The organism is Sporosarcina sp. Y1009, from assembly GCF_057669865.1.
Window position 1 is genome coordinate 1 of record NZ_JBYHFO010000017.1, and the last position, 25,909, is coordinate 25,909.

Sequence of the window (25,909 nt, forward strand, 5' to 3'; positions counted from 1 at the left end):
ATATATCTTGACGTTTTGCTGTTCAGTTTTCAAGGTTCATTTTTGTTTCTTTTTTAAATCAGAAGAAGTATTAAGTTAGTTCGTTTCGCTTCTCTTCTGTAACAGCGACTTCTCAAATATAACAAATCCTACATTCAATGTCAACAGTTATTTTAAATTCTTTTTTTCTGTTGAATAAGAACGGCTTCTTAAGGACAAGTAATAATATACCCCAAGAAGCACTAAGAAATCAAGTCTTTTTTAAAAATAATATTTTTCTCATAGTTTTCCTATCTACAACAAACAATAGAATCCCCATAATAACAACAAGTCCTCCAGTTATTTGAGCTACTGAAAGCGTTTCGTGGAAGACATAATAAGCTAAGATTGACGCACCTACTGGCTCAAATAAGATTGCTATGGATATTACATTTGTACTAACCCACTTAAGCGCCCAATTAAATAATGAGTGCCCCAATAGATTCGGAATAAGCGCAAGTAGCAAAAACCACATCCAATCCATACTTGGATGTGGGCCAAACGATTCTCCTCTTACAATGACGTAGAAGAATAGTGTCACCGTACTGATGGAGTAAACAATAAATGTATACGTAATTAAAGAGAGATGTCGACGAACTACTTGTCCAAATAATAGATATGCCGTTATTAACGCACAACCAATCAAAGCCAGCATATCACCAAATAATGCAGTGCCACTCACTTTAAAGTCTCCCCAACTTATGATAAAGCTACCAGCAATCGCAATTAAAGCGGATAAAATTGTTTTAAAGCTTAACTTTTCCTTAAAGAAAAAGTAAGTACCCGCGAAGGCGAATATTGGCTGTAGTGTAACTAATACCGTAGAACTGGCTACGGATGTATAATTTAGCGATTCAAACCAGAAAATGAAATGAAACGCCAAAAACACACCAGCGAAGGTAGTGTTGATCCAGTCTTGTTTAGTTAATAGTTTAATTTCCCATCTATATTTGTACAGAAAAACGGGTAATAGTAATAAGACAGAGAACAACATACGATAAAATGCAATCACACCCGCGTCCGCAGTAGCTAATTTGACAAAAATAGCCGATAGAGCGACTGATATCACGCCAATCATTATTGGAATGTATGGATTGATGCCTGGTTTTTCCATAAAGAACACATCACTTTCATAATTAATAGAGCACACAATATTCATCAGTATATCATCTACCGAAGTTACAAACCTTCTATAGAAGGTATATGTCATTAAAAAGTATTAATCCTATAATATTTTTTAATTATAGTCCTATCTAGTTAACAAAGTTTAAATATGTCTATAACAAGGGAATATAAGTTTAACAACAATTTGTTGTTCCATTAAAGGGAGGATTTTTAAATGACAGGTATGTTTAAACTATTAAAAGAAGGAAATAAACCTTCTCTGCTCGCAGGAATCGTAAATACCATTATTGCAATTTTGAAAGGCATCGCATTTTTCCTAACTGGAAATGTAGCTATGTTTGCGGAGACACTTCACTCAATTGGTGATGCTGCAAATCAATTTTTCGTATTTATTGGCTCAGCATTATCAAAAAAGGCACCAACTCCTCAATTTCCAAATGGATTCGGACGAGTCGTTAATTTAGTTTGCCTCGGAGCTGTAATCATAGTCGCAATTATGTCTTATGAAGCAGTAAAAGAAGGTTGGCATCATGTAATGAATCCAACTGAATCAGGCGGATTTATCATTAACCTATCCGTGCTTGGTATTGCAATCATTCTTGAAGTTGGAGTCCTTTATAAAGCAGGACAGGAAATATTACATGAGGCCGGGATTAAAAAAGGTGGTATTGCACCACTAACATTAGGCTTTACTAATCTAAATAAAGCAAAACCTGCTACAAAACTTGTTTTCATGGAAGATCTTGTTGCCACAGCCGGTGGTATTTTAGCTTTTATCGCAGTTTTACTTGCGCATTTCCTTGGACTGCTCGTTGCAGAAGGTGTTGCTTCTATAATGATCGGGTTAATGATGTTTTATGTTGTCGGGAAAATCTTCCTTGAAAATGCTCGAGGTGCAATTGGAGAAACTGATGAAGAAATGCTTAATCACATCGCACATCTTGTTGCTATGGATTCCGATATTAAGGATATTCAACAAATCGAGGTGATCAAAGAAGGAGAGTTTCTTCATGTTCAAGTAATAGCCGAGGTTAATCCCTCCCTTACACTCGCTTATATAGATGATATACGTGATCGACTTATGAAGATCATCTTAAATCAAAAAGGTGTACAGGATGTTATTATATCATTTGATGAAGATGATGGTATCCGATCTTGGAAAGGATCAAATGAAATGATTAAAGTTGATGATTATAGTTCGAAACTTCCTGAATAACCATTTATTTAAAAAAACCGTCACGCAGCCCTCTGTTGCGTGACGGTTTTTCACATTATAAAGAGGCTACTAGCACTTTTTCAACATCTTCTTTATTCATATTCGAAAATCGACCGATGTTACCATTAATAGTAGCTTTTTCGGTCATTATGCTGATTTTAGAATTATCTATCCCATAATCTGCAAGTGTTTCTGGTGCGCCAATCGAAGACCAGAATGATCTTAAACGGTCAATTCCCTCTAAGGCAACTTCTTTTGTCGTTTTACCTTCGGAATTGACTTGGAATACTTTTTCCGCCATCCTTGCAAATCTCTTAGGATTTACATCCACATTTTGCCTCATCCAATGTGGGAATATAATTGCTAAGCCGCCTGCATGGGGGATGTCGTAAACTGCTGAAATTGCATGTTCGATTTCATGTGATGCCCAGTCCCCTAGGTAACCTAAGCGCAGGAAGTTATTTAGCCCTAGTGTTCCTGCTATTAGAATCGTTTCTCGTAAGTCATAATTTTCAAGGTCTTCCACAAGTTTGGGGCCATTTTCAATAATTGCGCGTAGTACACCTTCGCACATCTCATCTTGGACCGGCGTGTTTGTTGCTTCATTAAAGTATTGTTCGAAGATATGAGACATCATGTCAACAATACCGTATACTGTTTGGTCTTTAGGTACGGACATTGTATAGGTCGGATCTAAAATCGAGAATTTCGGGAATGTAAACGGACTTCCCCACCCGTATTTCTCTTTTGTATCTTCGTTTGTAATAACCGATCCGGCATTCATTTCAGAACCTGTTGCTGCCAAAGTCAGTACTGTACCAAACGGAAGTCCATCAGTTGGGAATGCTTTTTTACTAACAAAATCCCAGGCATCTCCATCATACTTTGCCGCACAGGCTATGAGTTTCGTACAATCAATTACCGACCCACCCCCGACTGCTAGTAAAAAGTCGATTCCTTGCTCTTTACAAATTTCTGCCCCTTTACGTGCAGTTGAAATACGTGGATTTGGTTCAACTCCCGCTAATTCATGGACTTCCATACCTAATTCTTTGAGTAGTGACATGACTTCATCATAAAGTCCGTTTCTTTTTATACTCCCACCACCATAAACAACAAGAACTTTTTTCCCGTAACTCGGTAATTCTTCAGTAAGCTTTGCTAATTGGCCTTTACCAAATATTAATTTGACTGGGTTGTGAAATGTGAATTCATTCATTATAAGAAAGCCTCCTCTTCTTCTCCTTATTATCCGAAACGTGATTCATGAATGCAAAATATATGTATTTTGTATTTATTCTTAACAAATGGACATACTTAATATGGAGGTGTTTTACATGGAAACTGTACAAAGAATCGCCCTCGCATTAGTCATAATTGGTGCATTAAACTGGGGTCTTGCTGGTTTTTTTCGATTTGATGTTGTTGGAGAATTAGCTGGTGGTTCTGCGGAGCCGATTGCTAGACTTATTTATATTGTTATCGGTGTTGCAGGACTTCTTAGCCTCAGCTTACTATTTGAGGAGTGGCGAGATAGGGACGTTTCAAAGGTGACTGTTCCACGCCCAGAAGAAATATAAAAAGACATCTCCCGGTTTATTTCGGGAAATGTCTTTTTGATTGTTAAGCCCAACCACGGAAACGTGATGCTTCTGCAGTTGCACGAACACCGACCATGTATGCAGCTAAGCGCATATCTATATTTCGATTCGTCGCTGTGGTATAAACATTTTCGAATGCTTCTACCATTTTCTCTGTTAACTTTTCACGAACTTCTTCTTCAGACCAATAGTAGCCCATATTGTTCTGCACCCATTCAAAGTACGAAACAGTAACGCCGCCCGCACTTGCTAATACGTCCGGAACAAGAAGAATTCCACGTTCAGTAAGTATCTGTGTTGCTTCTGCCGTCGTTGGACCATTAGCTGCCTCTACAACGATGCTTGCTTTTATATTATGTGCATTTTCTTCAGTTATTTGGTTGGCAATTGCAGCCGGTACAAGGATATCGCAATCGAGTTCAAATAGTTCCTTATTGGTAATTGTATCTTCAAAAAGTGTTGTTACTGTGCCGAAGCTATCACGACGATCTAATAAATAATCGATATCTAGACCATTCGGGTCATGTAGCGCACCATATGCATCAGAAATACCAATTACTTTTGCGCCAGCATCATGAAGGAATTTTGACAAGAAACTTCCTGCATTACCAAAACCTTGGATTACAACACGTGCACCCTTCATATCAATGCCACGACGTTTTGCGGCTTCTTCGATAACAATTGTTACACCTTCTGCCGTTGCACGATCTCTACCTTGAGAACCCCCAAGAACAATCGGTTTACCTGTTATAAATCCTGGTGAGTTAAATTCATCAATTCGACTATACTCATCCATCATCCATGCCATAATTTGAGCATTTGTAAAAACATCTGGAGCCGGAATATCCTTCGCTGGTCCCATAACCTGGCTCAGCGCACGGACATATCCACGACTTAAACGTTCAAGTTCGCCCATTGACATTTCACGAGGATCACAGATAACTGCACCTTTACCCCCACCATACGGAAGATTCACGATTCCGCATTTCAATGTCATCCACATTGCAAGTGCTTTCACTTCAATGTAATCTACATCAGGGTGGAAACGCACGCCGCCTTTTGTCGGACCAACAGCATCGTTGTGTTGGCCACGGAAACCTGTAAACACTTTAATTTTACCATCATCCATACGGATAGGAATCCGTACTTCAACCATACGAATTGGATCTTTTAGAAGATCGTACATTCCTTCATCGTAACCGAGTTTATCAAGAGCTTCTTTAATGACATCTTGCGTGGACGTTAACAGCTTCATATTATCAGTCAATTGTTTTTTCGCCTCTTTGATTTAATTTTTTCTTCGCAAATATTATAGCATATTGATTGACACCTTGAAACTAATATTTTAGGCAAAAACTTGTTTGATTTTCTCAAGTGCCCAATCAATTTCTTCTTTGGTAATAACGAGTGGCGGTGCAAAACGAATGACAGTATCATGCGTTTCTTTACATAGTAATCCTAACTCTTTCAACTTTTCACAATATGGTCGAGCATCTGTTAACAATTCCACGCCAATGAATAATCCGCGACCTCTCACTTCTTTAATCTGAGGATCATTTATCTTCTTTAATTCTTCCATGAAATAGTTACCAAGTTCTTGTGCATTAGCTGCAAGATTCTCGTCTTCTAGAACTTCTAATGATGCAATGGACACTGCGCATGCCATTGGGTTTCCACCAAATGTAGAGCCGTGTGATCCTGGATCGAACACGCTAAGAATATCTCTGTTTGCTACGACACATGAGATTGGAAATACGCCACCGCCAAGTGCTTTTCCTAACACGTACATGTCAGGCTCAATGCCTTCCCATTCACATGCGAACATTTTACCTGTTCGGCCAAGACCTGCTTGGATTTCATCTGCGATAAATAATACATTATGCTTTGTGCAAAGGTCGCGTGCTGCTTTTATGTAACCTTCTGGAGGAATAATAATGCCCGCTTCACCTTGTATTGGTTCAATTAGAAATGCTGCTGTGTTTGGTGTTATTGCAGCTTCGAGTTCATCGATATTACCATATGAAACTAGTTTAATGCCAGGTAGCATAGGGCCGAATCCACGTTGATATTCTGCTTCTGAAGATAGTGAGATAGCCGCCATTGTACGACCATGGAAGTTACCATTACAACCGATAATTTCTGCTTGTCCATCGGCAACGCCTTTTACATCATACGCCCAACGTCTAGCCGTTTTTATTGCAGTTTCTACCGCTTCTGCACCTGTATTCATTGGCAAAGCCATTTCTTTTCCTGACATTTCACAAATCTTTTCATACCATGGTCCAAGTTGATCATTATGAAATGCACGTGAGGTTAACGTTACACGGTCCGCTTGTTCTTTCAATGCATTAATAATTTTCGGGTGACGGTGACCTTGGTTAACAGCTGAATACGCTGCAAGCATATCCATATACTTATTACCCTCAGGATCTTTCACCCAAACTCCCTCTGCTTCTGAAATGACAATTGGTAATGGATGGTAATTATTCGCACCAAACTTTTCTGTTTGTTCAATTACATTTGCTGACACCGACAATATAATTCCCTCCTTCTTTAATAACCAATTGTCTCTTCGATATCGAAGAGACAATTCTTTATAGGTTCATGTATATATATTATCGCATTTCTTCTTACTTTTATAGTGTTTCTGAAGTTGTTTGTCCTTGCATATGAAGTTGCAAGTAATCTGGTCCGCCTGCTTTAGAGTCAGTACCTGACATATTGAAGCCGCCAAATGGTTGGTATCCAACAATTGCACCTGTGCAACCACGGTTAAAGTAAAGGTTACCGACATGGAAATCTTCGCGGGCTTGTTCAATATGCTCACGGTTATTTGTAATGACTGCACCTGTTAGGCCGTAGTCTGTGTTGTTGGCAAACTCAATTGCTTCGTCGAAACTTTTCGCTTTCGATAAGCCAACAACTGGTCCAAAGATTTCTTCTTGCATAACCCGAGCTGTTGGATCTAGGTCAGCAAATACTGTCGGTGCGACGAAATAGCCTTTTGAATCGTCACCTGTACCACCTGTAACTAGACGACCTTCTTCTTTTCCGATTTCGATGTATTTCATAACTTTGTCGTACGAAGCTTGGTCAATAACCGGTCCAGTAAAGTTCGAGTTATCTGATGAATCACCGTAAGTCAATTCTTTTGTCAGTTCTTCAACACGTGCTACAACTTGATCATAAACTTCTTCATGGATGATTGCACGTGAACATGCTGAACATTTCTGTCCGCTGAAACCGAATGCTGATTTAACAATGGATTGTGCTGCTAATTCCAAATCAGCCTGATTATCAACAACAATTGTATCTTTACCGCCCATTTCTGCGATAACGCGTTTCAACCAAATTTGTCCTTCATTTACTTTTGCTGCTCGTCCAAAAATTCTAGTTCCTACTTCACGTGAACCTGTAAATGAAACGAAACGTGTTCTTGGATGATCGACTAAGTAGTCGCCGACCTCTGCCCCCGAACCCGGGATGAAGTTAACGACACCTGCAGGCATTCCTGCTTCTTCAAGAACTTCGATAAATTTAAATGCAATAACTGGTGTTGTTGATGCCGGTTTAAGAAGTACTGTATTTCCAGTTACGAGTGCAGCAGCAGTCGTTCCAGCCATAATTGCGAATGCAAAGTTCCATGGGGAGATAACAACTCCAACACCTAGTGGGATGTAGTGGAACTGATTATATTCGCCAGGACGACTTACTACAGGCATGCCCTTTTTCAAATCAAGCATTTGACGGCCATAGTACTCCAAGAAGTCGATTCCTTCCGCGACGTCAGCATCTGCCTCATTCCAAGGTTTTCCTGCTTCTTTTGTCAGTAAGGCTGAAAATTCATCTTTACGACGACGTACGATTGCAGCTGCTTTGAATAAAACATCTGCACGGAATTCTGGTTTAACTTTTCTCCATGTATTAAATGTTTCATCTGCTACTTTCATGGCTTGCTCAGCTAACTCTTTACTAGCCTTAGATACACGACCAATGACTTCTTCTTTATTAGATGGGTTTGTAGATACTAGTTTTTCATCAGTTGTTATACGTTCTCCGCCGATGATTAATGGATAGTCTTCACCTAAATAGCCTTCGACTTGTTTTAATGCGCTCATGTACGCGTTGTAATTTTCTTCATTTGTAAAATCTGTGAATGGTTCATGTTTGTATGGAATCATCATAATTTCCTCCTTCAATAATGTAAGGTGCATAAAAAGTTTGCACTTTGTAATTGATTACATATATAATAATGCAAAAGATTCTTGCTTAATTCAAGTAATATTACTTTTTTCTTTTAATCTTCTTTACTAATTTTTTGACTGGAGGAATTTTATGCGCAAAGAAATGGATGCACTTTTTCCGTTCTATACGTTTGCCGTCGAACATGCAGCTCTTGGCATACATGCGATCGACCGTGTAGGTAACACCATTATTTATAATAAAAAGATGAAGCAAATTGAGGGACTTGCTTTAGAAGACGTTCAGGATCGTTCAATTTTGGAGTTGTTTAATTTTGAACAAGAGGAGAGCACTTTACTGAAAGTTTTGCAAAGTGGACATGAATGGTTAAATGTAAAACAAACTTATTGGAACCGAGATGGTATTGAAATTACGACGATTAATGACACTTATCCAGTTTTTGATGACGGAAAATTAATCGGAGCCATTGAACTTTCACGTGATGTGACAGCTTTAGAAAAAAGCTTACAACAACCTGATGCACGGTTTTATAAACCGACTACGTTCAACGAAATCATTGCAGAATCCTCTTCAATGAAAACAGTTGTCTCAACTGCAAAAAAAGCAGCCAAAGCGAAACTTTCGGTTCTTTTAATTGGTGAGACGGGAACAGGCAAAGAACTCATTGCTGAAAGCATTCACAATGCATTATCTCCCTCACTTCAATACTTTTATACGCTGCATTGTCAGAGTTCAGATCCACTTCTCATTGATCGTTTACTCGAAGATTTAAGTGATACTGAAAGCTATACGTTATTTTGTGAACGAATCGAATTATTATCCATTCCTTTGCAAAAGAAATTACTCTCTCTTTTGTCAAAAATGAATGATGGGAATCGCCAATTTATCGCCAGCATTGGGGATGACCCTGTTGAATTGATTGCTTCTGGAAGCTTATTGAAGGAACTTTATTATTTCTTCTCTTCTTTTGCGATTAGAATTCCACCTTTACGCAAGAGACGTGAAGATATGATGCCATTCATATTCGCTTATTTACAGCAGAGAAGTGAACGCTATAAGAGTACCATTACGGATATTGCTCCAGAAGTAAAAAAGGTTTTCGATCAATATGAATGGCCAGGGAATATTCGCGAACTTGAGATTCTCTTGGATGAAATCACTTCACTCGCATCGACAGAGACTGTAATTACACATAGTATGTTACCACTTCATTTTAGAGTGAAAACAGGTGATGAAGCCGACCAAACTATTGGCGCTGAGGATTTTATCGTGCAGCGCAACAAAGAACTATTACCACTCGATGATTATTTATATTCGGCTGAAGAATATTATATAAAAAAAGCGATGAAACTCCATGGTAATAATGTAACTCGAACTGCCAATGCTTTAGGCATGAGCCGACAAAGTCTGCAATACCGTCTGCGGAAAATAAATAAAATAAAAAAATGAGCGGTAGGCGTATTGCCTTCCCCTCATTTTCCTGATTGACCAAATTTCTCGATCCAATCTTCTAGCTTTTCCTCTAATGAATTAAATCCTTCTGCATCGTGTTTTTTTATACGTTCTTGCAAAGTCTCACGTGGCCGTTCGTCTCGACGCTCTGGTTTTTCTAAAAGTGCGCGAATCGACAAACTGATTTTATCGTCTTTTTCGATTACCTCCAGGACCTTTACTTCTACTTCATCACCAATTGATAAGAATTCGTTGATATCTTTTACGAAACCATAGGTGATTTCAGAAATATGGACTAAACCTTGAGTTTGTTCATCGAGTGAAACGAATGCGCCATACGGTTGAATACCCGTTACTTTCCCTGTGAGCTTTTCTCCTGCTTTATACCGTCTAGCCAATTGAAACAGCTCCCAAATTTTGATAACGAATCTGCCCTGAGGCCATCTCAATTATACCACGTATGCATATTACGGGCAAAAAAGCATGCGGTATTTACTTATTGGAGCTCATAAATCGTCCAGATATCGATATCGTCATCGAAAAGCACTCTTGCGAAATAATCGATGGTACCGTCTTCCTCTAGACCTATATTGCCATTTTTCTCATAACCAACTGTGGCTAGTTGCGAACCGTTTATACTGCCATCCCCTATATCTACAAATATTGACTCCACTTGTTCCAATATCGCCTCTTCTTTTGTCCAGTTTTCCATAAAATCTTCAAAAGAAATCGGATTGTATTCGCGGTTCAATAATTGCCACATTGTCTCTGGATCTTCGACATCATTCGCATAGTAATAAACACCGATAATCAGTAAAGGGTTCGCATCTTGTAATGTCACAAGATTATAATCGCGATTGTGAGAGAAGCTATGATACAACGCTGCCACTGTTGCTTGGTACTCAGGATCCTGGGTTAAGGTGGTCATTGTCCCGAATCCGATAATTTCATCGATCGTAAACAAATCCAAACTATTATCCTTCGCATAGCTTAACGCATTGGAAATGTGCTCCACATTTAAACGGTTATAACTTTTGGATTCTTTCCAACCGCTTGCTTTCATTTCTGACAAGATTTCCTTCATAATACGCGCTGCTGGAGATTCCTCTCCTATATTCCCGATTTTCTCCCAAGCCTCACGATACGCTACCTTCAGACTGCCTTCTTCATCAAATATCTTTCTTGTTTCATCCTGTTGGCCAAAATACACTTCCGCCTCGCTCTCAATAACCAATACATTAAATAACGATGAATAAGTATGCGGTAGGATACTATATTGCATATCCTCTGGTTGGGTTGCAAGCAATGTTTTTTCCATATCAATCAACTGGTCGACATATTCATCCAATGAATAAGTATCGGTCGGAAAGTATAATAACGGTTGTTTTTCAAGTAACGTCATATATCCACTCATATCTTCATGAAGAGATTTTCTAATATTCCCACTCAATTCATTGGTCTGGTATGTCGGAAAGAAAGGCGCCATATAAGGAATTGAGACCGGATAATAATTTTGCTTTTCTAACCCAATGAGAAGATCCCGAAGATCCTCTGGGTAAGTGTCCATCTTTTCCATAAACTTTTCGATATTAATTGAGTCATTGACTATCGCCTTATCAATTAATTCGTGATGTTTGAAGTAAACTTGATAAAAACCATCGAGAATTTCTTCTAACTTTTGAATGTATTCAATGATAAATATTTCACTTTTTTCTTTATCATTTGTTAGTGGGTTTTTTATCAACTGTGCAGCCATTTCAGATGGAAGCTTTAATTGTTCCAGTATTGCTTGATATTCTTTCTTCAATTCTTTTTTATCGAATTTTTCTTCTCTACTTAATTGTCTTTCGTAATTTCTAATCATTTCGTCAAAGTCACTGCGTGCTGTTTCCGAAAATCGATTGCCAAACGAGTAATCGTCTTGTTCTATTGTTTCGGCAAAACCTAATTCAGTGAACTTATCAGCTACTTCTTTTTCAAATGAAATTTTCAAACGTTCTATATATTTTTCAGCTGAAGATTTTTGGTATTCCTCGCCCGAGACGATTGAAACCGCTATAAGGGTTACTAAGGTGACAATCCCTGCCACCCAGGCAAGGATTACTTTCTTAGCGGACTTTGGTTTTACTTCTGGGTGATGAAGGACTTGTTCTACCTCAAAAAGATTTTCATAGACAAATTGAAAACGAATTCGTTCATAAGATTTTTTAAGGAATTGAAGTTGTTTTTCGAGATTTTGTTGAACTCTCTTTAGCTTTTCGAATGCTTCAGTTTGTCTATTCAATACCTCATCTTCAGGCAAACCTGTAATGAATGCGGCTTCTTTTTCCGTCATATCATGAAAATAGGTTAAGAGGAAGATGATCTTATCTTCACCGTTCAGATGATTAATTCTTTCATGAAGTTGTTGATCTTCTTCAAACTGTAATCTTGTTTCTTCTTCTGTAGATTGTTCAAGCTTTTTCATTGTATCGAATGCAATCTGGTACATGCGTAAACAAAGTTGTTTTTCATTTTCAACTTCAGTTATTTGGCTATACAGTTTCCTGAATGTCGCTTGAGTGACTTGTTGAATTTGGATAGTATTACATCCATATTGGAAAGCTAACAATTCGATCTTTTTGACTTGTGTGTTCATCCACTGCTCAAATGCATTTTTGTCTCCTGATTGTAGCTGATTGAACAACGCTATGTCCTCCGTGATTTACATCATCCCCCTACAAAACTGTATCTATATTATTTTACTGGATACACAACACGCCAACCATTCTTTGTCCACATCATATTGATTGCTTTTACTTGTGGTTCATTTGATGCAACTAACGTAGCAACACCTGGCCAGTTTCCATCCTCATCTTGGTCCAGACCCTCAAACGCAATGGATGTGAACATATCCTCAAATTTCCCTTGTGGCTCTCCACTTACTTCTTCAAGATATTGTTCTTTGTTTAAGTTTGTTTTTTCATCTTGGTAATGGAGCGTATATTGTGTGTCAAAATCACCTTGCTCAGCTGCGTAAAAATAAGCCGCAATTACATCTATGGGACTCAAATACGCCATATCATTAAGTGTGATGGAGTCTTTGAAATAATCATAATGATAGCTAATCCAATCCCGATCCATTTCAATCGTTTTTGTTTCAGGAATTTTAACGGTTGACGGTAGTGGCTGATGGACGTATCCATTAATCGAAAACTGACCATTGTTATCGACTAGAACTGTAACATGTTGTTCACTTAGCTGATTTTTATTGACAATCACGTTAGCGAAATAGTTTCTACCATGCTGCTCAATATCTTCCTCAGAAAATTCAATGGTTGTCGCTTCATCAAATAATGAAATTCCTTTTTGCCATTCCGCGATATAAGTAGTAGTCCACTCGGACCATTCCCTTTCTGACAGCCCCCCTGTCCCATAGTCGAATAAATTAAACATGACAAGCGGGTCGTCCATTTCATTTGCATAGTCATAGACAGCAACGGCATAAATCGGTGACAGGTTTTTAAAAACGGCTTTGTCGTATTTTTTACTAAACTCGACATATAACTTTTCCACTTTAGCGTTGAATTCATCACTTGGCAAATTAATTTTCTCACTGACGACTGTTGGCCTTTTGCCAAACATTTTCTCAGCGAGCTTACCGTTCCGTGCCATTTCGACTGCTTCGAGGATTGATGCATGATTTAGTTTTTCCCAGCTGTCTGATTTCTGCCAATTAGATTGGTACATTTCGTCAACAATCGGTTGAATTAAATAGATTAAAGGGAGCGCTTCCTCATCATGATAGTAATAAGAGAGATTTTGCCAAGCTTGTTGATAGGATGTTGGAACGGTACCTTTTTCAAACTCTTCTAGAATGGCCTTTCCTTTCATCAATTCTAGTAAAAAAGATACAAAATGTGACTCAAGTTCTATATATAACTCGTCGTCGTCATCCTCCAATGCAATAATGGCTTGTTGGATAGTGTCAAGTTCACTGGAAATCCATCCCGGACTGTACACCATATTGGCATGGTTAAGATAATAATCATAGGACAGCATTTCACCATATGGACGCGTTGTATGGTGAACATATGAAAGATACTGGTCATGTATGGCTGACTTGTAGTAGCAAGCATTGATGTCAAATGTATGTTTTTTTGCACAGAGTTGAATGGATTGGTCACGCATTGTGTCAATCATATGTTGAAGTTCATTTGGAAAACCTTCCCTTGAAAACATGAGTGCGTGTGCTCTTTGCGATCCTCCATCAAATTCATCAATCGTTTCTCTGTAGTCCCAAATGATACCGTTATAAATCAAGATTAAGTCCTTAACTTTTTCACTATAGTTTCTGATATATTCAATACTCTCAGTTTCAGTTTCACTTCCGTAAAGTGGTTCAAGTTGGATGTCGATAATCATTTCGGACGGCAATTTCAGCGATTCAATAATCATCCCTATTTCTCTTTCCATATTTACAGAGACCAACCCGTCTTTTATTACTTGCTTCAATATTTGAAAATCTTGATCAGCTTTCTGAATGAAACCTAATTGATTGAAGCGCGCTTTTTCTAACTGAAGTAAAATTTGTCGTTTTGTACGTTCTGATTTATATTCTTCTTCCAATGTTTTAAATGATTCCATATCAGAGGCATTCACAGTTCTCTGCTCATTTTGACCCGGGAATAGGATTGGCCTAGAAAGTAGAATAATAGCTAATAAAAATGCCGCAATTATTGTCCAGGCAATTGTTTTCTTTGATTTCTTCTTATTTGTTATGCTGGCTGGTTGTTCTATAGCACCAAAAACTTGATTTGCTTTAAATTTTACGGGTAATCGGTTATAGGATTTTTTTAATAAGTTCAGACTTTTCTCGTCGATACCGAGTAATTTGTCGGCTTCATGAATGCTGGCTTGAACAAGAGCTTCTGAGACATGGGCAATATAGGAAATTTGCTCGCTCGTTAACTGATGTAAATTAGATAGAATGAAAGAAATTTTATATCCTCGATTCATTTCTACGATTTTTTTATGGAGAAGCGAATCTTCTTTAAACGGAAAAACATCTTCTGGGACTGGTAATGTTGGTTGAATTCGCGAGAGCTTCTTCAATAATAGCTTATAGAGTGTAAGTAATAATGGACAATCCTCATCAAGTTTTATTAGCTCATTGCGAAGTGTGATATATGTATCCAACGTCACCTCGTTAGCTTCTTCTATTGTTAGTCCATATTGAAATGCAAAATGCATCATTTTTTCGGAATGTATGTCTATCCATTCTGGAAGTTTTGTATAGTCCCCGTTTTTCGCACTACGTATGAGTTCGTTCTCTTTCACTCCCCACCAACCCCTTTGCTCACAAAATGTTCATCATCCTTATTATACCAGAAGGTACACATTATTCAGTTTGTTTTTAAGATTATTTTAAATCTTTTCTTATATTGCATAACCGTGAAAAACAGGCGAAGGGTTGAAAACATCTCCCTTCGTTTGATATTTTAAGATTTCCCTGCCGTTTCCACGTTCTTCTTTGTATGATTTTTCTAATTCTAGACGAAACTGATCTGTGATTTCCCACTCATTCATTGGTGCCACATCACGGTTCTCGGTCAGATTGCAGGTTGCGGTTAAAAAGCCGATGATAAAGACCTCTTGTGTTACGACTGTTACATCTTCTAGATACGCACCGCAATGGTAGGCGAATTTTTCGACAGTCCGGTCATGTCGTTTCATCAATTCGCCGTATGCTTTTTTATCGCCTTGTTGTGCGTTTGTAATGAGTTGAATTTCGTCCAAGGGCTACCCCCACTTTCTTCTTATGTATGTGATACGACACTTTTATAGGATTTGTTTCACTTCCGATGTATTCTTTGTAAATTTCATGTACAATGAGAAAATGTTTGTAAATAGAAAGAGTGATGAATTATGGCGCCACGTGAACAGTGGACATCTAAAATTGGTTTTATCCTTGCCGCAGCGGGTAGTGCAATTGGGCTCGGTGCAATATGGAAATTTCCTTATATGGCGGGAACAAATGGTGGTAGTGTGTTTGTTCTGCTATTTATTATTAGTACGATTGCAATTGGACTCCCTATCCTTCTGGCAGAGTTTGTTATAGGCCGGATGGGACAATCCGATGCCGTCACTGCATTTAAACGATTGGCTCCCGGCAGTAAATGGAATTGGATTGGTTGGCTCGGTTTTGCTTTTGGATTTATCGTATTATCTTTTTATAGTGTTGTTGGCGGTTGGATTTTGTCTTATTTAGCCCGGGCAGTTATTTTCAAACTCAATGGTTTGGATTATAGTTTGGTATTCGATTCCATTACGGCGAACCCCATGGAAATTTTACTTTCACAAGCGGTCTTTATGCTACTCACCATTTGGATTGTACAAGGTGGGATTAAAGCGGGGATTGAACGAGCGAGTCGATGGATGATGCCGCTACTGTTTATCTTTTTTATCATCCTTGCCATTCGATCATTAACGCTAGATGGTGCGATGGAAGGTGTAAAGTTCTTATTTGTTCCGGATTGGTCTTTACTAACAGGCGAAACCTTTATCCTTGCGCTGGGACAAGCATTTTTCTCCCTTAGCGTAGGTGTGACTGGTATGTTGACATATGCTTCTTACTTATCAAAAGATGAGCAGCTTGGACAATCCGCAGTGAATGTTTCCATCTTGAACATTGTGATTTCAATTTTAGCGGGGCTTGTTATTTTTCCAGCAGTCTTTGCGCTCGGACAATCCCCTACTGAAGGACCTGGTCTTATCTTTGTCGTTTTACCGGCTATTTTTGAACAAATCCCCTTTGGGAATCTGTTTATGATTATCTTCTTTGTATTAATGCTCTTTGCAACTTTGACTTCTTCTATTTCAATGTTGGAAATTGTTGTATCAACAGGGATTCGTCAGCGCACAGAGCGTAGAAAACGTGCTGCTTGGATTTTGGGATCACTTATTTTCATCATTGGAATCCCAAGTGCTTTATCTTTTGGCGTATTATCTGATGTAAAGATATTCGGTAGTTCAATTTTCGATTTTGCAGATTTATTAACAAGTCGAATCGGGATGCCGATTGGCGCCCTATTGATTTCGATATTTGCCGGATTTGTCTTAACGAAAAAACAAACAGTTGATGAACTCAATACTCATCCGGCGATACATGGGATTTGGAAGTTTCTGGTGAGGTTTGCAGCACCAGCGGCAATCATCATTATCCTAGTCGCATGGATTTTTGAAATTTCATCTTAATTAAAACAACCTATGGATTTAACATCCATAGGTTGTTTTTATTTCAAACGATGCATTTCGCTTCGAATTTTATTGCTAAAAGCTTATAGGAAATCTGAACACACTTTTCGATAGGGATCCATATTGCATAGGAATGTTCGTAAATTTCCCGAATTTTTTTCGCGAGATCTGCGGGATGGTCAAGACGATGCAGTTCAGTTAGGACATCCACGATTTCAAGTTCATATGCTTTTTCACCTTGGTCAAATGGGTCCCACTGTTCCATTAGAATTATTGCCTTTTTATTGATATCGATTGTTTCCATAATTCATTCACCTTATTTTTTTTTGGATAGTTAATATGATAGCATAGGAATGATAAAAGAAAAACAGGAGGAGTCTGAGTAGCCGTATGAGTATTTTCGAAAAAGTAATCAATCGACGTGAAACGCGTTCTATTAAATGGGATCGACTAGAATCGTTTTATGGGATAGAAGATGGTTCTGATGTTTTACCAATGTGGATTGCAGATATGGACTTTGCTGCGCCGGATGTTGTCATTAATGCCATGCAAGAAGTGCTTGATCACGGTGTCTTTGGCTATTCATACATATGTGATGAATGTAAAGATGGGATTCGCGTATGGCTCGAACAACGACATTCATGGCATACACAAAATGACTGGATGTTATTCCACCACGGGGTTGTTCCAGCGATTGCGACGGTAATTGAAACATTTACCGAAACTGGCGATGGTATTCTCATCACGCCGCCTGTCTATCCGCCATTTTTTCAAGTTCCCGAGCGTATGGAGCGCACCATTGTTGAATGCGTGATGACCGAGAAAGATCGGCAGTATTCGATTGATTTTGTTGAATTTGAAAAAGCACTTCAAAAAAATGTGAAGTTGTTTATACTTTGTAATCCACATAATCCTGGCGGGATTGTTTGGACAAAGACAGAACTACAAAAAATGATTGAATTATGTACAAAGTACGATGTCTTAATATTATCTGATGAAATTCATGCTGATCTTGTTTTTTCTGAACATCAGCATATCCCATTAGCTGCAATTGCTGATGATGAAGCACACCGAATTATTACATGTGTTGCGCCAACGAAGACCTTCAACTTGGCAGGTGTACAAGCGGCAATCATGATTGCGAGTGATTCTGAAGTTCGAGCAAAACTCGAACAAAATGCGTTGGCACACGGACAGATGTCTCTCAGTCCTTTTGCAGCAGCTGCCGTTAAATCTGCCTATACACAAGGTGGACCATGGCTTTCTGAGCTACTAGAAATTGTTTCAGCTAATATGGATTATGTCATTTCGGAATTAGCAGAAGTATTACCCGACATTAAAATAAACAAACCGCAAAGCACATACTTGTTGTGGATTGACTATCGCAATACAGGACTTTCTGAAAAAGAAATGATGGACAAACTATTATACACCGGAAAAATTGCTCTTGAACCAGGATCTAAATACGGAGAATCCGGAAATGGTTTTCTGCGCATGAACGTTGCTTGTCCTTTTGCTACGGTGAAAGACGGCGTCCAACGAATCATCACTGCATTATCTGAACAAAAGTGCAAGCGCCAAGGAAGGATGTAGTTCAATCCTTCCCCGTCAGCCCCGACAAGTATGAAAAATGCGGTTCAATTTTTCCCTGCTGGAGGACTTTAAATAAAGGCGCTCTTTGCCTTTATCTTAAAGTCTGAAGCGACTCGAGGGGCTAGGCGCTGTAGCTGGATGTAAAAAAAATGAAACCCCTCAATTTTGAAGGGTTTCATTTTCTTTTTCTTCACGACGTTCGCGCATAATTCTTTCTTCAAGTTCTCTTGTCTTTTCTTCTTCCTTCTTGGAATGTCGACGAATCCAGTTGAAGGTAATGACTAATAAAATCATGAAAAACAAAAAGGATAATGCGGCTGGTACATATTCTACTTTATCTTCCGGAAAGTAAAGGAACGGCATTAATAGAGCGTTCATTTACGTACACTTCCTTATCTGATTTATTTCACAGGTCTGTTTACTTTTGAAGGATTTCAATTGATTCAATAGCAATGTCTTCAACCGGCTTATCTTGTCTGCCCTTTTTCACTTTTGCAATTTTATCTACAACATCCATGCCTTCAACAACTTGTCCGAAGACTGTATGTTTTTGGTCAAGATGTGGTGTTCCACCTTGTTCTGCATAAGCGACAGCGATTTCATCCGGCCATCCGCCTTTTTTCATTTGATCAGCTGAGCTCGGAACATCTGATGCATGTACGATGAAAAATTGACTTCCATTTGTACCTGGTCCGGCATTTGCCATTGAAAGCGCACCTTTGAGGTTGAATAGATTCATTGAGAATTCATCTTCAAATGAATGGCCCCAAATACTTTCTCCACCCATACCAGTTCCAGTTGGGTCGCCACCTTGAATCATGAAATCTTCAATGACACGGTGGAAAATAATACCGTTATAATAGCCGTTCTCAGCATGCGTTAAAAAGTTTTCAACCGTTTTTGGCGCAGCCTCTGGAAATAATTTGATTTTGATTGGACCAAGTGTTGTGTTCATTACTACGAGTGCCTCGTTTGCCGCAACTTCGTTTGTTAATTGTGGATACATGTTACCTGCCTCCTATTTTTCCGTTAGAATCTCGATTGATTCGATAATTATTTCTTCAATCGGTCTTGTTTCATTAGCTTCTGCTTTTGCAATTTTATCTACTGTGTCCATTCCTTCGATCACTTGACCAAATACGGTGTGGCCGTGGTCAAGATGTGGTGTTCCACCCATTTCTTCATAGGCTTGTAGAATTTCATCAGTATAAACCAACTCTTTGTCCTGATTGAGTGCAGCGTCATCTACTCCAGTCTTCTGGACAATGAAAAACTGACTTCCGTTCGTGTTCGGTCCAGCATTCGCCATTGATAGCGCTCCGCGGAAATGAAACACTGAATCTGAAAACTCATCTTCAAATGAATCTCCGTAAATACTTTCTCCACCTGCACCTGTTCCTGATGGATCGCCGCCTTGAATCATGAATTCTTCCATTACCCGGTGGAAAATAACACCATCATAATAGCCATCTTTTGCATGCGTCAAGAAGTTTTCAACTGTTTTTGGAGCAATTTCGGGAAAGAGTTTAATTTTAATCGAACCAAGTGTCGTGTTTATCACAACAACTTCCTCATTATCAGCAACTTCAGTTGATAATTGTGGGTAGTCGGTTAAGTTCTCTCCGGAATCCTTCGTACCATTGACTTCTTTTGGCTCTTCATCTGTTCCTTTACCGCATGCGGAAAGGATGACAAGTAATAAGCCTGTTAGTAGAAGTAAAGGAATTTTTCTCATAGTCATCACCATATTTACTCTACCATATTCACTTTCAGATTTCGATTATAAAGCACGTTACTTTCTTCGATTCCCGAAATGTTTTATACTGAGGTAGAATGGGTTTTACGAAAGAAGGTTTAGTTTCATGGATGTTCTTAAAAGAAATTTCATCATTATGTGGATATGTAACTTCCTCGTTGCAGGTACAACGACGATGATTATGCCGTTCCTCTCTCTATATATCGACACATTTGGCGATCACTCCGCTGCTTATGTACAAAAATGGTCAGGCTTGATTTTTGGTGCTACATTTATTACTGCTTTTATTATGTCACCTATTTGGGGAAGAATTGCTGATAAATATGGTTTTAAACCGATTTTAATTATCAATGGATTTGGTATCGCAACATCAATTTTCCTTATGAGTTTCGTACAGTCTGTGGAAACGTTTTTCATCTTAAGACTTGTGATGGGAATCGTTACTGGATTCATCCCTACTTCTTTAGCATTTATCTCTTCGCAAACTGCAAGAAAAGATGCTGGAAAAATGCTAGGCACGCTTCAAATGGGTAGTGTCTCAGGGATGCTTTTCGGGCCAATGCTTGGCGGATTAATGGCAGATGCTTTCGGTTTCCAATACACTTTCATCATCACAGCCGTCTCGATTAGCACCGCCACGATCATCGTGTTATTCGGGATAAAGGAACAAATTAGGGTGAAAAGTAAACGTGCAATTATCTACACCCGAAAAGCAATATTGGGCGGCGTTTTACGTCATCGACTGATGTTAACGGTCATGCTGGTCACAACCATCATCCAAATCGCTAATTTTAGTATTCAACCGCTTCTTTCGCTTTATGTTGCCGAATTGACGAATGCAAAAGATGTTGCTTTTTTAGCCGGGATCACGTTTAGTGCAGCCGGGCTTGGTAACTTATTGTTTGCGAGACAATGGGGTAAAATGGGCGATGATTTAGGTTATGAGAAAATACTATCTATCCTCTTACTGCTGTCCTTCGTATTTGTCATCCCACAGGCATTTGTAACCGAATTATGGCAACTCATGGTTTGTCGATTGTTGTTTGGAATTGCTGTTGGGGGAATGATTCCAATTACAACCGCACTCATTAGGCGAGAAGCGCCAATTGATATTCAAGGAGAAATGATGGGTTACAATACAAGTTTTAGATTCTTAGGAAATATTATTGGCCCTATGTTCGGTGGAATTGTCAGTGGATTTATCGGCATCTCCTCAGTCTTCATCGTCACGTCCTCATTATTCTTGATTGGGTTTGCTGTTCTTTTTCTTGCGAAGCGAAAACCTGCACAGGATTTCGAAGAGTTTTTAATTGAAGAAAATCAACATGAAATAGCGCATAAATAACCAACTATAAAATCAGTAATCTCTACTAGTTGAAATTTAGCAATTGGCGAAAATTTCATTTTACAATCTTCCGAGGGCGTGCTATACTAATCACAATCAAATAAACGGCACGAAATGGAGGAGTCTGTCACCAAGGGATAAGTATGCCCATTAGTGATAGACTTTTTTCATGTTTTTTTGATTATACTTAGAATACATACCTTAAATGGTGGAAAAGGAGCTATAAAACAATGATTTTAGGATTAACCGCAATACTTATTCTCGTATTATTTTTGCCCTTCACAGTGAAAATTGTCGAAAAAAACTTGGAGGTATTTCTATTTGTCATGGGGGTTGCCGCAGTACTTATTAGTCAGGCGTTAGATTTTGACCTTCTCATGAAAGCGCTTAAAGATCCGATTTACATAACATTAGCAGTGCTTGTAGCTGGCCTCTTGTTTAGATGGCTCCAGAATCCAATGGAAAAAGGAATCATTAGCGTTAGTAAAGCAATGCCATTTCGTGTGTTTGTCGCGCTGTTCGTAATCATTTTAGGACTTATTTCGAGTATTATTACAGCAATTATTGCTGCAATTGTTCTTGTTGCTGTTATCAGCGTTCTAAAACTAGATAGAAAGTCTGCGATACGTCTTGTCATTCTCGCTTGTTACTCGATTGGACTTGGAGCTGTTTTAACGCCAATCGGTGAACCACTATCCACAATCGCTACAAGTCAATTGAACGAAGAATTTTGGTACTTGTTTAAACTACTTGGCGCAGATGTTATCCCCGGCGTAGTTATTTACGGGATTATTGCAGCATTTATGGTTAAACCACCACAATTAAATTCAATTGATCAATCTGCGGATCAGGAAACTGAATCTTACGCGGAAATCATTATCCGTAGTGCTAAAATTTATTTATTTGTTATGGCTTTAACGTTTCTTGGTACAGGTTTCCAACCATTTATTGAAAAGTTCCTACTCGATCTCAATCCATTAGTGCTGTATTGGATAAACATGATTTCTGCAATTTTGGATAATGCTACATTAGCTGCTGCAGAAATTAGTCCTGCTATGGATTCACAAACCATTAAAGCCATTTTACTTGGACTTCTAGTCAGTGGTGGAATGTTAATTCCTGGGAATATCCCGAACATTATCGCAGCTGGTAAAATGAATATTACAAGTAAAGAATGGGCACGTTTAGGTGTTCCAATCGGCTTGATATCAATGGTCGTATATTTCATCGTAATTATTACACTACATTAATTCAGGACAAAAAAATAACGCATGGAATCCAGTAATGGGATCCATGCGTTTTTTTATCCTGTTAATACGGGCGATAATAATCGTACGGTGGGTACCCATAGTAGTATGGGTAAGCGCCATACGGCGGGTAGCCGCCATAATAAGGTGGAGGATAGCCTCCGTCGAATCCATCAAACAAGACGCTTCCCAGTAAACCACCGGCTAATCCACCGATAAAAGGTCCGCCAAATCCAAATCCGCTTCCAAATCCGCCGCCTCTGTAATCATCACGTCTATATCCACGATGACCTCTTTGGCCTTGATAACCTCTAGGCAATTTTTCTTCCCCCTTCTCACTTATCCTATTCAAACTGTTCATGAGAAAGAGGGCAGCTGCCTATCAGTTGTCTACATTGTCACTTGCCATTCGTTCAACAACCGTTGCTAGTGTTCGTACCATAACGCCAGTTGCTCCTTTAGGACCTAAATCATGAGCACCACTTGCGCCCGAAGTACCCGCAATATCTAAGTGAATCCAGGGTGTATCACCGACAAATTCGCCGATAAAGCCACCACCGAAAATCATATGACCATCTCGCCCAGGCGAGTTGTTTAAATCAGCCACATCGCTTTTTCGAAGGCGTTTCTTATCGCTTTCCGTCAATGGAAGCCGCCAGACAAATTCACCTGTTTCTGTAGCTGCATACATGAACTCTTCAAAGAACGCCTCATCGTTTGTAAGCGCTCCCGTCTTATCCATACCCAAAGCTACAATGACGCCGCCTGTGAGCGTGGCTACGTCGATTAAATAGTCTGCACCAGATTGCTTCGCATAAGTGACCGCATCTGCAAGTACAAGACGACCTTCCGCATCTGTATTTAACACTTCAATTGTTTTCCCGCTTAATGAAGTAATGACGTCATCTGGTTTAAAGGCGTCACCCGACACCATATTGTCTGTTGCAGCAATCACAGCGATGACGTTTTTTGCAGGACGTGTTTCTCCAATGATTTGCATCGCCCCGAGAACAGCTGCAGCTCCGCCCATATCACCTTTCATCCCAACCATACCATCACGCGGTTTCAGTGAATATCCGCCTGTATCATACGTTACGCCTTTTCCAACGAGTCCAACAACGTCTTCCCAAGTATCGGTCGCCGCATATTTTAAAACAATCAGTTTCGGTTCTTCAACAGATCCTTTATTCACCGCAAGGATTGCGCCCATTCCCTGTTCTTCCATTTCTTTTTTACCTAAAACTTCAATTTCAAAGTTATATTTTTCTGCTAGACGGTGCGCATAGTTGGCCATTTCAGTCGCTGTTAAAATATTTGGTGGCATATTCACAAGATTTCGTGCCGCATTCACTGCGTCTGCATGGATACTGCCTACTTCAAACGCAGCTTTTAGCTCGTCCACATCGGCATCTGCTAGAAATGACACCTCTTCAATTGAGTAATCACGTTCATTGGAATTTGTTTTATAACTTGCAAACGTATATACACCTAAGCCAAGACCTTCCGCAGCAATATAGACAGCATCCTCGGCCGTTATTTTTTCATTGGTAAACGGTGTCGTCCATATAGCAATTGAAGTAGCTTTCATATTAGAAAGTTCTTTACCAACAGCTGCAAACACTGAACGCAATCGATCATCAGTCAATTTGTTTTTCCTGCCAAGGCCGATGAATAAGACACGTTTGAAACCACTCTCATGAATGGCTGGCAGCTTAACAATTTCTTTATAATCAGTTTTAACATCACCCGATTTAACCCATTCTGGTAATCGGTCACTAAAAGATGAAACAAAATCATTCCATCCTTGTGTATTTTCGGGATGTTCGGGTACACCAATAATAAGTACATCTGTTTCAACTTTGCTAAAATCTTGTTCGACTATTTTAATCTCCATTAAAATCCCCCTAGTTGTTATGTCAGATTTAATTATAGACCATAATTCCATTTGTTTGAAATGAACTTTCACTTTTTTGTGATTTTTGTTTCTTCTCAGTTTCGATATGTTATAATTGCAATAATTATTCATTGTAGAAAAGAGTTGTAAAACCCTATGGCTATCTTACAAAATGTTCCATTACTTGCGGCATTATTCGGTATTATTTTTGCACAGTTTATAAAAATCCCCATTAAATTTATGATTACTCGAAAACTTGACTGGAAACTGTTCACTTCTACTGGTGGAATGCCGAGTTCTCATTCAGCCGCGGTGACATCTCTTACAACGGCCATTGCATTTGAAACGGGAGTCGATTCACCTCTCTTCGCCGTCTCCGCAATTTTCGCGGTCATCGTCATGTTTGACGCCTCTGGGGTTCGTTTTCAAGCGGGGCAGCAAGCACTGATTATTAACCAAATGCGTATAGACTTTCAAACTTTCGTACAAGAAGCAAAAGGTTGGCAGAAAAAAGATGAGGAACAAAAAATCAAGGAGTTAAAAACACTACTCGGCCATAAACCAAGTGAAGTATTTGCCGGGGCTGTCACTGGAATTATCATTTCGGTTGTCATCTATACTTATTTCGTTTAAATCAAAAAGAGAGGATAAGCAAAAATTTGCTTATCCTCTCTTTTTCCAATTAAAACATTTGATAGCCTTGTTTCCGGAGTAGTTTCATGACAAATCCAGAGATAATTGCGCCGACAAGACCACTGGCAAGTATGATAATATCCGCTGTTTGAAGTGCCATAAATTTAACGCCCAAAAGTTTAAAGGCATATGCTGGTTTCGTTATATATTCGTATATTTTCACTTCATCAATGATCAAAATAACGATAATCGGGTAAATAATCGCCATTAACCATGTCATTCGAAGTAACATATTCAATAAAAAACCGATACCAAAAAAGATAACGATAAAAATGAGTACGGATAACACAACATGTACAAGTGAAATCGATCCTTGTGGCGAGACCGCTGCGATTGCTAAAGCATTCATAAGAGTCATTCGTATAACCTCCAATTTCCATTCATAATTTTACATGAATTACTGAAAGCATTCAACAGAATGCCACTAGTTCGATAATTTGTCAGATTTGCAAATTAAGCTGGAACTAATTTACACATAACAAAAAAGCATCTATCCGTAATCGAATTTACGGATAGATGCTTTTAATATT

At 38.9% G+C, this 25,909-nt stretch carries 24 protein-coding genes; 8 read left to right on the top strand and 16 right to left on the bottom strand.

The window, feature by feature from the left end; all coding sequences use genetic code 11:
* Positions 1–229 precede the first annotated feature (229 nt).
* Positions 230–1,132, bottom strand: coding sequence for a DMT family transporter (locus AC25Y1_RS16175; RefSeq protein ID WP_488149100.1), 903 nt, complete (start codon positions 1,130–1,132; stop codon positions 230–232).
* Between the two features lie 225 nt (positions 1,133–1,357).
* Between AC25Y1_RS16175 and AC25Y1_RS16180 the strand changes: the two genes are divergently transcribed.
* Positions 1,358–2,359: a cation diffusion facilitator family transporter gene (locus AC25Y1_RS16180; RefSeq protein ID WP_488149037.1), complete on the top strand. Its 1,002-nt coding sequence runs from the start codon at positions 1,358–1,360 to the stop codon at positions 2,357–2,359.
* 55 nt (positions 2,360–2,414) lie between these two features.
* Here the strand turns inward: AC25Y1_RS16180 and AC25Y1_RS16185 are convergent, their stop codons facing one another.
* Positions 2,415–3,578 carry an iron-containing alcohol dehydrogenase gene (locus tag AC25Y1_RS16185; protein WP_488149038.1) on the bottom strand — a complete coding sequence of 388 codons (1,164 nt, stop codon included), beginning with the start codon at positions 3,576–3,578 and terminating at the stop codon, positions 2,415–2,417.
* Positions 3,579–3,696: 118 nt separating this feature from the next.
* On the opposite strand from AC25Y1_RS16185, the gene AC25Y1_RS16190 reads away from it, so the two are divergent.
* Complete coding sequence (locus AC25Y1_RS16190) at positions 3,697–3,939, top strand: DUF378 domain-containing protein (protein WP_488149039.1); 243 nt, start codon at positions 3,697–3,699, stop codon at positions 3,937–3,939.
* 43 nt (positions 3,940–3,982) lie between these two features.
* On the opposite strand, the gene AC25Y1_RS16195 is transcribed toward AC25Y1_RS16190, so the two are convergent.
* The 3 genes from AC25Y1_RS16195 to pruA form a co-directional block, all read right to left on the bottom strand.
* A complete protein-coding gene (locus AC25Y1_RS16195) occupies positions 3,983–5,227 on the bottom strand; it encodes a Glu/Leu/Phe/Val family dehydrogenase (RefSeq protein ID WP_488149040.1) in 1,245 nt (414 codons plus the stop codon).
* A 78-nt stretch (positions 5,228–5,305) separates the two neighbouring features.
* A complete protein-coding gene (locus AC25Y1_RS16200; RefSeq protein ID WP_488149041.1) occupies positions 5,306–6,496 on the bottom strand; it encodes an ornithine--oxo-acid transaminase in 1,191 nt (396 codons plus the stop codon).
* A gap of 100 nt (positions 6,497–6,596) precedes the next feature.
* Positions 6,597–8,144, bottom strand: coding sequence for an L-glutamate gamma-semialdehyde dehydrogenase (gene pruA, locus AC25Y1_RS16205; protein ID WP_488149042.1), 1,548 nt, complete (start codon positions 8,142–8,144; stop codon positions 6,597–6,599).
* A 151-nt stretch (positions 8,145–8,295) separates the two neighbouring features.
* On the opposite strand from pruA, the gene AC25Y1_RS16210 reads away from it, so the two are divergent.
* Positions 8,296–9,612 carry an AAA-type ATPase lid domain-containing protein gene (locus AC25Y1_RS16210; RefSeq protein WP_488149043.1) on the top strand — a complete coding sequence of 439 codons (1,317 nt, stop codon included), beginning with the start codon at positions 8,296–8,298 and terminating at the stop codon, positions 9,610–9,612.
* A gap of 23 nt (positions 9,613–9,635) precedes the next feature.
* Here AC25Y1_RS16210 and yugI read toward each other — a convergent pair whose 3' ends face one another.
* The 4 genes from yugI to AC25Y1_RS16230 form a co-directional block, all read right to left on the bottom strand.
* Positions 9,636–10,013 carry a S1 domain-containing post-transcriptional regulator GSP13 gene (yugI, locus tag AC25Y1_RS16215; RefSeq protein WP_488149044.1) on the bottom strand — a complete coding sequence of 126 codons (378 nt, stop codon included), beginning with the start codon at positions 10,011–10,013 and terminating at the stop codon, positions 9,636–9,638.
* 98 nt (positions 10,014–10,111) lie between these two features.
* On the bottom strand, positions 10,112–12,301 hold the full coding sequence (locus AC25Y1_RS16220) for an RNA polymerase sigma factor (RefSeq protein WP_488149045.1): 2,190 nt from the start codon (positions 12,299–12,301) through the stop codon (positions 10,112–10,114).
* Positions 12,302–12,351: 50 nt separating this feature from the next.
* The gene (locus AC25Y1_RS16225; protein ID WP_488149046.1) at positions 12,352–14,934 is read right to left on the bottom strand and encodes a hypothetical protein; all 2,583 of its coding nucleotides are present in this window, start codon (positions 14,932–14,934) and stop codon (positions 12,352–12,354) included.
* A gap of 99 nt (positions 14,935–15,033) precedes the next feature.
* The gene (locus AC25Y1_RS16230; protein ID WP_488149047.1) at positions 15,034–15,393 is read right to left on the bottom strand and encodes a hypothetical protein; all 360 of its coding nucleotides are present in this window, start codon (positions 15,391–15,393) and stop codon (positions 15,034–15,036) included.
* 129 nt (positions 15,394–15,522) lie between these two features.
* Here AC25Y1_RS16230 and AC25Y1_RS16235 point away from each other — a divergent pair, with 129 nt between their 5' ends.
* The gene (locus AC25Y1_RS16235) at positions 15,523–16,851 is read left to right on the top strand and encodes a sodium-dependent transporter (protein ID WP_488149048.1); all 1,329 of its coding nucleotides are present in this window, start codon (positions 15,523–15,525) and stop codon (positions 16,849–16,851) included.
* A gap of 43 nt (positions 16,852–16,894) precedes the next feature.
* On the opposite strand, the gene AC25Y1_RS16240 is transcribed toward AC25Y1_RS16235, so the two are convergent.
* On the bottom strand, positions 16,895–17,155 hold the full coding sequence (locus tag AC25Y1_RS16240; RefSeq protein WP_488149049.1) for a DUF1871 family protein: 261 nt from the start codon (positions 17,153–17,155) through the stop codon (positions 16,895–16,897).
* Between the two features lie 86 nt (positions 17,156–17,241).
* On the opposite strand from AC25Y1_RS16240, the gene AC25Y1_RS16245 reads away from it, so the two are divergent.
* Positions 17,242–18,444: a MalY/PatB family protein gene (locus AC25Y1_RS16245; RefSeq protein ID WP_488149050.1), complete on the top strand. Its 1,203-nt coding sequence runs from the start codon at positions 17,242–17,244 to the stop codon at positions 18,442–18,444.
* Positions 18,445–18,603: 159 nt separating this feature from the next.
* Here the strand turns inward: AC25Y1_RS16245 and AC25Y1_RS16250 are convergent, their stop codons facing one another.
* Genes AC25Y1_RS16250 through AC25Y1_RS16260 form a run of 3 tightly spaced genes read right to left on the bottom strand, consistent with a single transcriptional unit; the run spans position 18,604 to position 20,179 of the window.
* The gene (locus AC25Y1_RS16250; protein WP_488149051.1) at positions 18,604–18,822 is read right to left on the bottom strand and encodes a hypothetical protein; all 219 of its coding nucleotides are present in this window, start codon (positions 18,820–18,822) and stop codon (positions 18,604–18,606) included.
* Between the two features lie 40 nt (positions 18,823–18,862).
* Complete coding sequence (locus AC25Y1_RS16255) at positions 18,863–19,450, bottom strand: peptidylprolyl isomerase (RefSeq protein WP_488149052.1); 588 nt, start codon at positions 19,448–19,450, stop codon at positions 18,863–18,865.
* Positions 19,451–19,462: 12 nt separating this feature from the next.
* On the bottom strand, positions 19,463–20,179 hold the full coding sequence (locus AC25Y1_RS16260) for a peptidylprolyl isomerase (protein WP_488149101.1): 717 nt from the start codon (positions 20,177–20,179) through the stop codon (positions 19,463–19,465).
* Positions 20,180–20,306: 127 nt separating this feature from the next.
* Between AC25Y1_RS16260 and AC25Y1_RS16265 the strand changes: the two genes are divergently transcribed.
* Together AC25Y1_RS16265 and AC25Y1_RS16270 are read left to right on the top strand one after the other, a co-directional pair.
* Positions 20,307–21,545 carry an MFS transporter gene (locus AC25Y1_RS16265; protein WP_488149053.1) on the top strand — a complete coding sequence of 413 codons (1,239 nt, stop codon included), beginning with the start codon at positions 20,307–20,309 and terminating at the stop codon, positions 21,543–21,545.
* Between the two features lie 230 nt (positions 21,546–21,775).
* Positions 21,776–22,795, top strand: a complete 1,020-nt coding sequence (locus AC25Y1_RS16270; RefSeq protein WP_488149054.1) for a DUF1646 family protein — start codon at positions 21,776–21,778, stop codon at positions 22,793–22,795.
* Between the two features lie 61 nt (positions 22,796–22,856).
* Here the strand turns inward: AC25Y1_RS16270 and AC25Y1_RS16275 are convergent, their stop codons facing one another.
* Positions 22,857–23,111, bottom strand: a complete 255-nt coding sequence (locus AC25Y1_RS16275) for a hypothetical protein (protein WP_488149055.1) — start codon at positions 23,109–23,111, stop codon at positions 22,857–22,859.
* Positions 23,112–23,174: 63 nt separating this feature from the next.
* Entirely contained in the window at positions 23,175–24,686 is a 1,512-nt protein-coding gene (locus tag AC25Y1_RS16280; RefSeq protein ID WP_488149056.1) for a leucyl aminopeptidase, read from the bottom strand.
* 156 nt (positions 24,687–24,842) lie between these two features.
* On the opposite strand from AC25Y1_RS16280, the gene AC25Y1_RS16285 reads away from it, so the two are divergent.
* The gene (locus tag AC25Y1_RS16285) at positions 24,843–25,319 is read left to right on the top strand and encodes a divergent PAP2 family protein (RefSeq protein ID WP_488149057.1); all 477 of its coding nucleotides are present in this window, start codon (positions 24,843–24,845) and stop codon (positions 25,317–25,319) included.
* Positions 25,320–25,368: 49 nt separating this feature from the next.
* On the opposite strand, the gene AC25Y1_RS16290 is transcribed toward AC25Y1_RS16285, so the two are convergent.
* Positions 25,369–25,728 carry a YuiB family protein gene (locus tag AC25Y1_RS16290; RefSeq protein ID WP_488149102.1) on the bottom strand — a complete coding sequence of 120 codons (360 nt, stop codon included), beginning with the start codon at positions 25,726–25,728 and terminating at the stop codon, positions 25,369–25,371.
* Positions 25,729–25,909 lie beyond the last annotated feature (181 nt).

What these genes read in the sequence shown, in the direction of transcription:
- AC25Y1_RS16180 (WP_488149037.1), top strand. Translation starts at nt 1,358, where the DNA reads ATGACAGGTATGTTTAAACTATTAAAAGAAGGAAATAAACCTTCTCTG.
- AC25Y1_RS16185 (WP_488149038.1), bottom strand. Translation starts at nt 3,578, where the DNA reads ATGAATGAATTCACATTTCACAACCCAGTCAAATTAATATTTGGTAAA.
- AC25Y1_RS16250 (WP_488149051.1), bottom strand. Translation starts at nt 18,822, where the DNA reads ATGAACGCTCTATTAATGCCGTTCCTTTACTTTCCGGAAGATAAAGTA.
- AC25Y1_RS16260 (WP_488149101.1), bottom strand. Translation starts at nt 20,179, where the DNA reads ATGAGAAAAATTCCTTTACTTCTACTAACAGGCTTATTACTTGTCATC.
- AC25Y1_RS16290 (WP_488149102.1), bottom strand. Translation starts at nt 25,728, where the DNA reads ATGAATGCTTTAGCAATCGCAGCGGTCTCGCCACAAGGATCGATTTCA.
- AC25Y1_RS16210 (WP_488149043.1), top strand. Translation starts at nt 8,296, where the DNA reads ATGCGCAAAGAAATGGATGCACTTTTTCCGTTCTATACGTTTGCCGTC.
- AC25Y1_RS16245 (WP_488149050.1), top strand. Translation starts at nt 17,242, where the DNA reads ATGAGTATTTTCGAAAAAGTAATCAATCGACGTGAAACGCGTTCTATT.
- AC25Y1_RS16175 (WP_488149100.1), bottom strand. Translation starts at nt 1,132, where the DNA reads ATGGAAAAACCAGGCATCAATCCATACATTCCAATAATGATTGGCGTG.
- AC25Y1_RS16240 (WP_488149049.1), bottom strand. Translation starts at nt 17,155, where the DNA reads ATGGAAACAATCGATATCAATAAAAAGGCAATAATTCTAATGGAACAG.
- AC25Y1_RS16255 (WP_488149052.1), bottom strand. Translation starts at nt 19,450, where the DNA reads ATGTATCCACAATTAACAAACGAAGTTGCGGCAAACGAGGCACTCGTA.
- AC25Y1_RS16190 (WP_488149039.1), top strand. Translation starts at nt 3,697, where the DNA reads ATGGAAACTGTACAAAGAATCGCCCTCGCATTAGTCATAATTGGTGCA.
- pruA (WP_488149042.1), bottom strand. Translation starts at nt 8,144, where the DNA reads ATGATGATTCCATACAAACATGAACCATTCACAGATTTTACAAATGAA.
- AC25Y1_RS16270 (WP_488149054.1), top strand. Translation starts at nt 21,776, where the DNA reads ATGATTTTAGGATTAACCGCAATACTTATTCTCGTATTATTTTTGCCC.
- AC25Y1_RS16280 (WP_488149056.1), bottom strand. Translation starts at nt 24,686, where the DNA reads ATGGAGATTAAAATAGTCGAACAAGATTTTAGCAAAGTTGAAACAGAT.
- AC25Y1_RS16285 (WP_488149057.1), top strand. Translation starts at nt 24,843, where the DNA reads ATGGCTATCTTACAAAATGTTCCATTACTTGCGGCATTATTCGGTATT.
- AC25Y1_RS16265 (WP_488149053.1), top strand. Translation starts at nt 20,307, where the DNA reads ATGGATGTTCTTAAAAGAAATTTCATCATTATGTGGATATGTAACTTC.
- AC25Y1_RS16235 (WP_488149048.1), top strand. Translation starts at nt 15,523, where the DNA reads ATGGCGCCACGTGAACAGTGGACATCTAAAATTGGTTTTATCCTTGCC.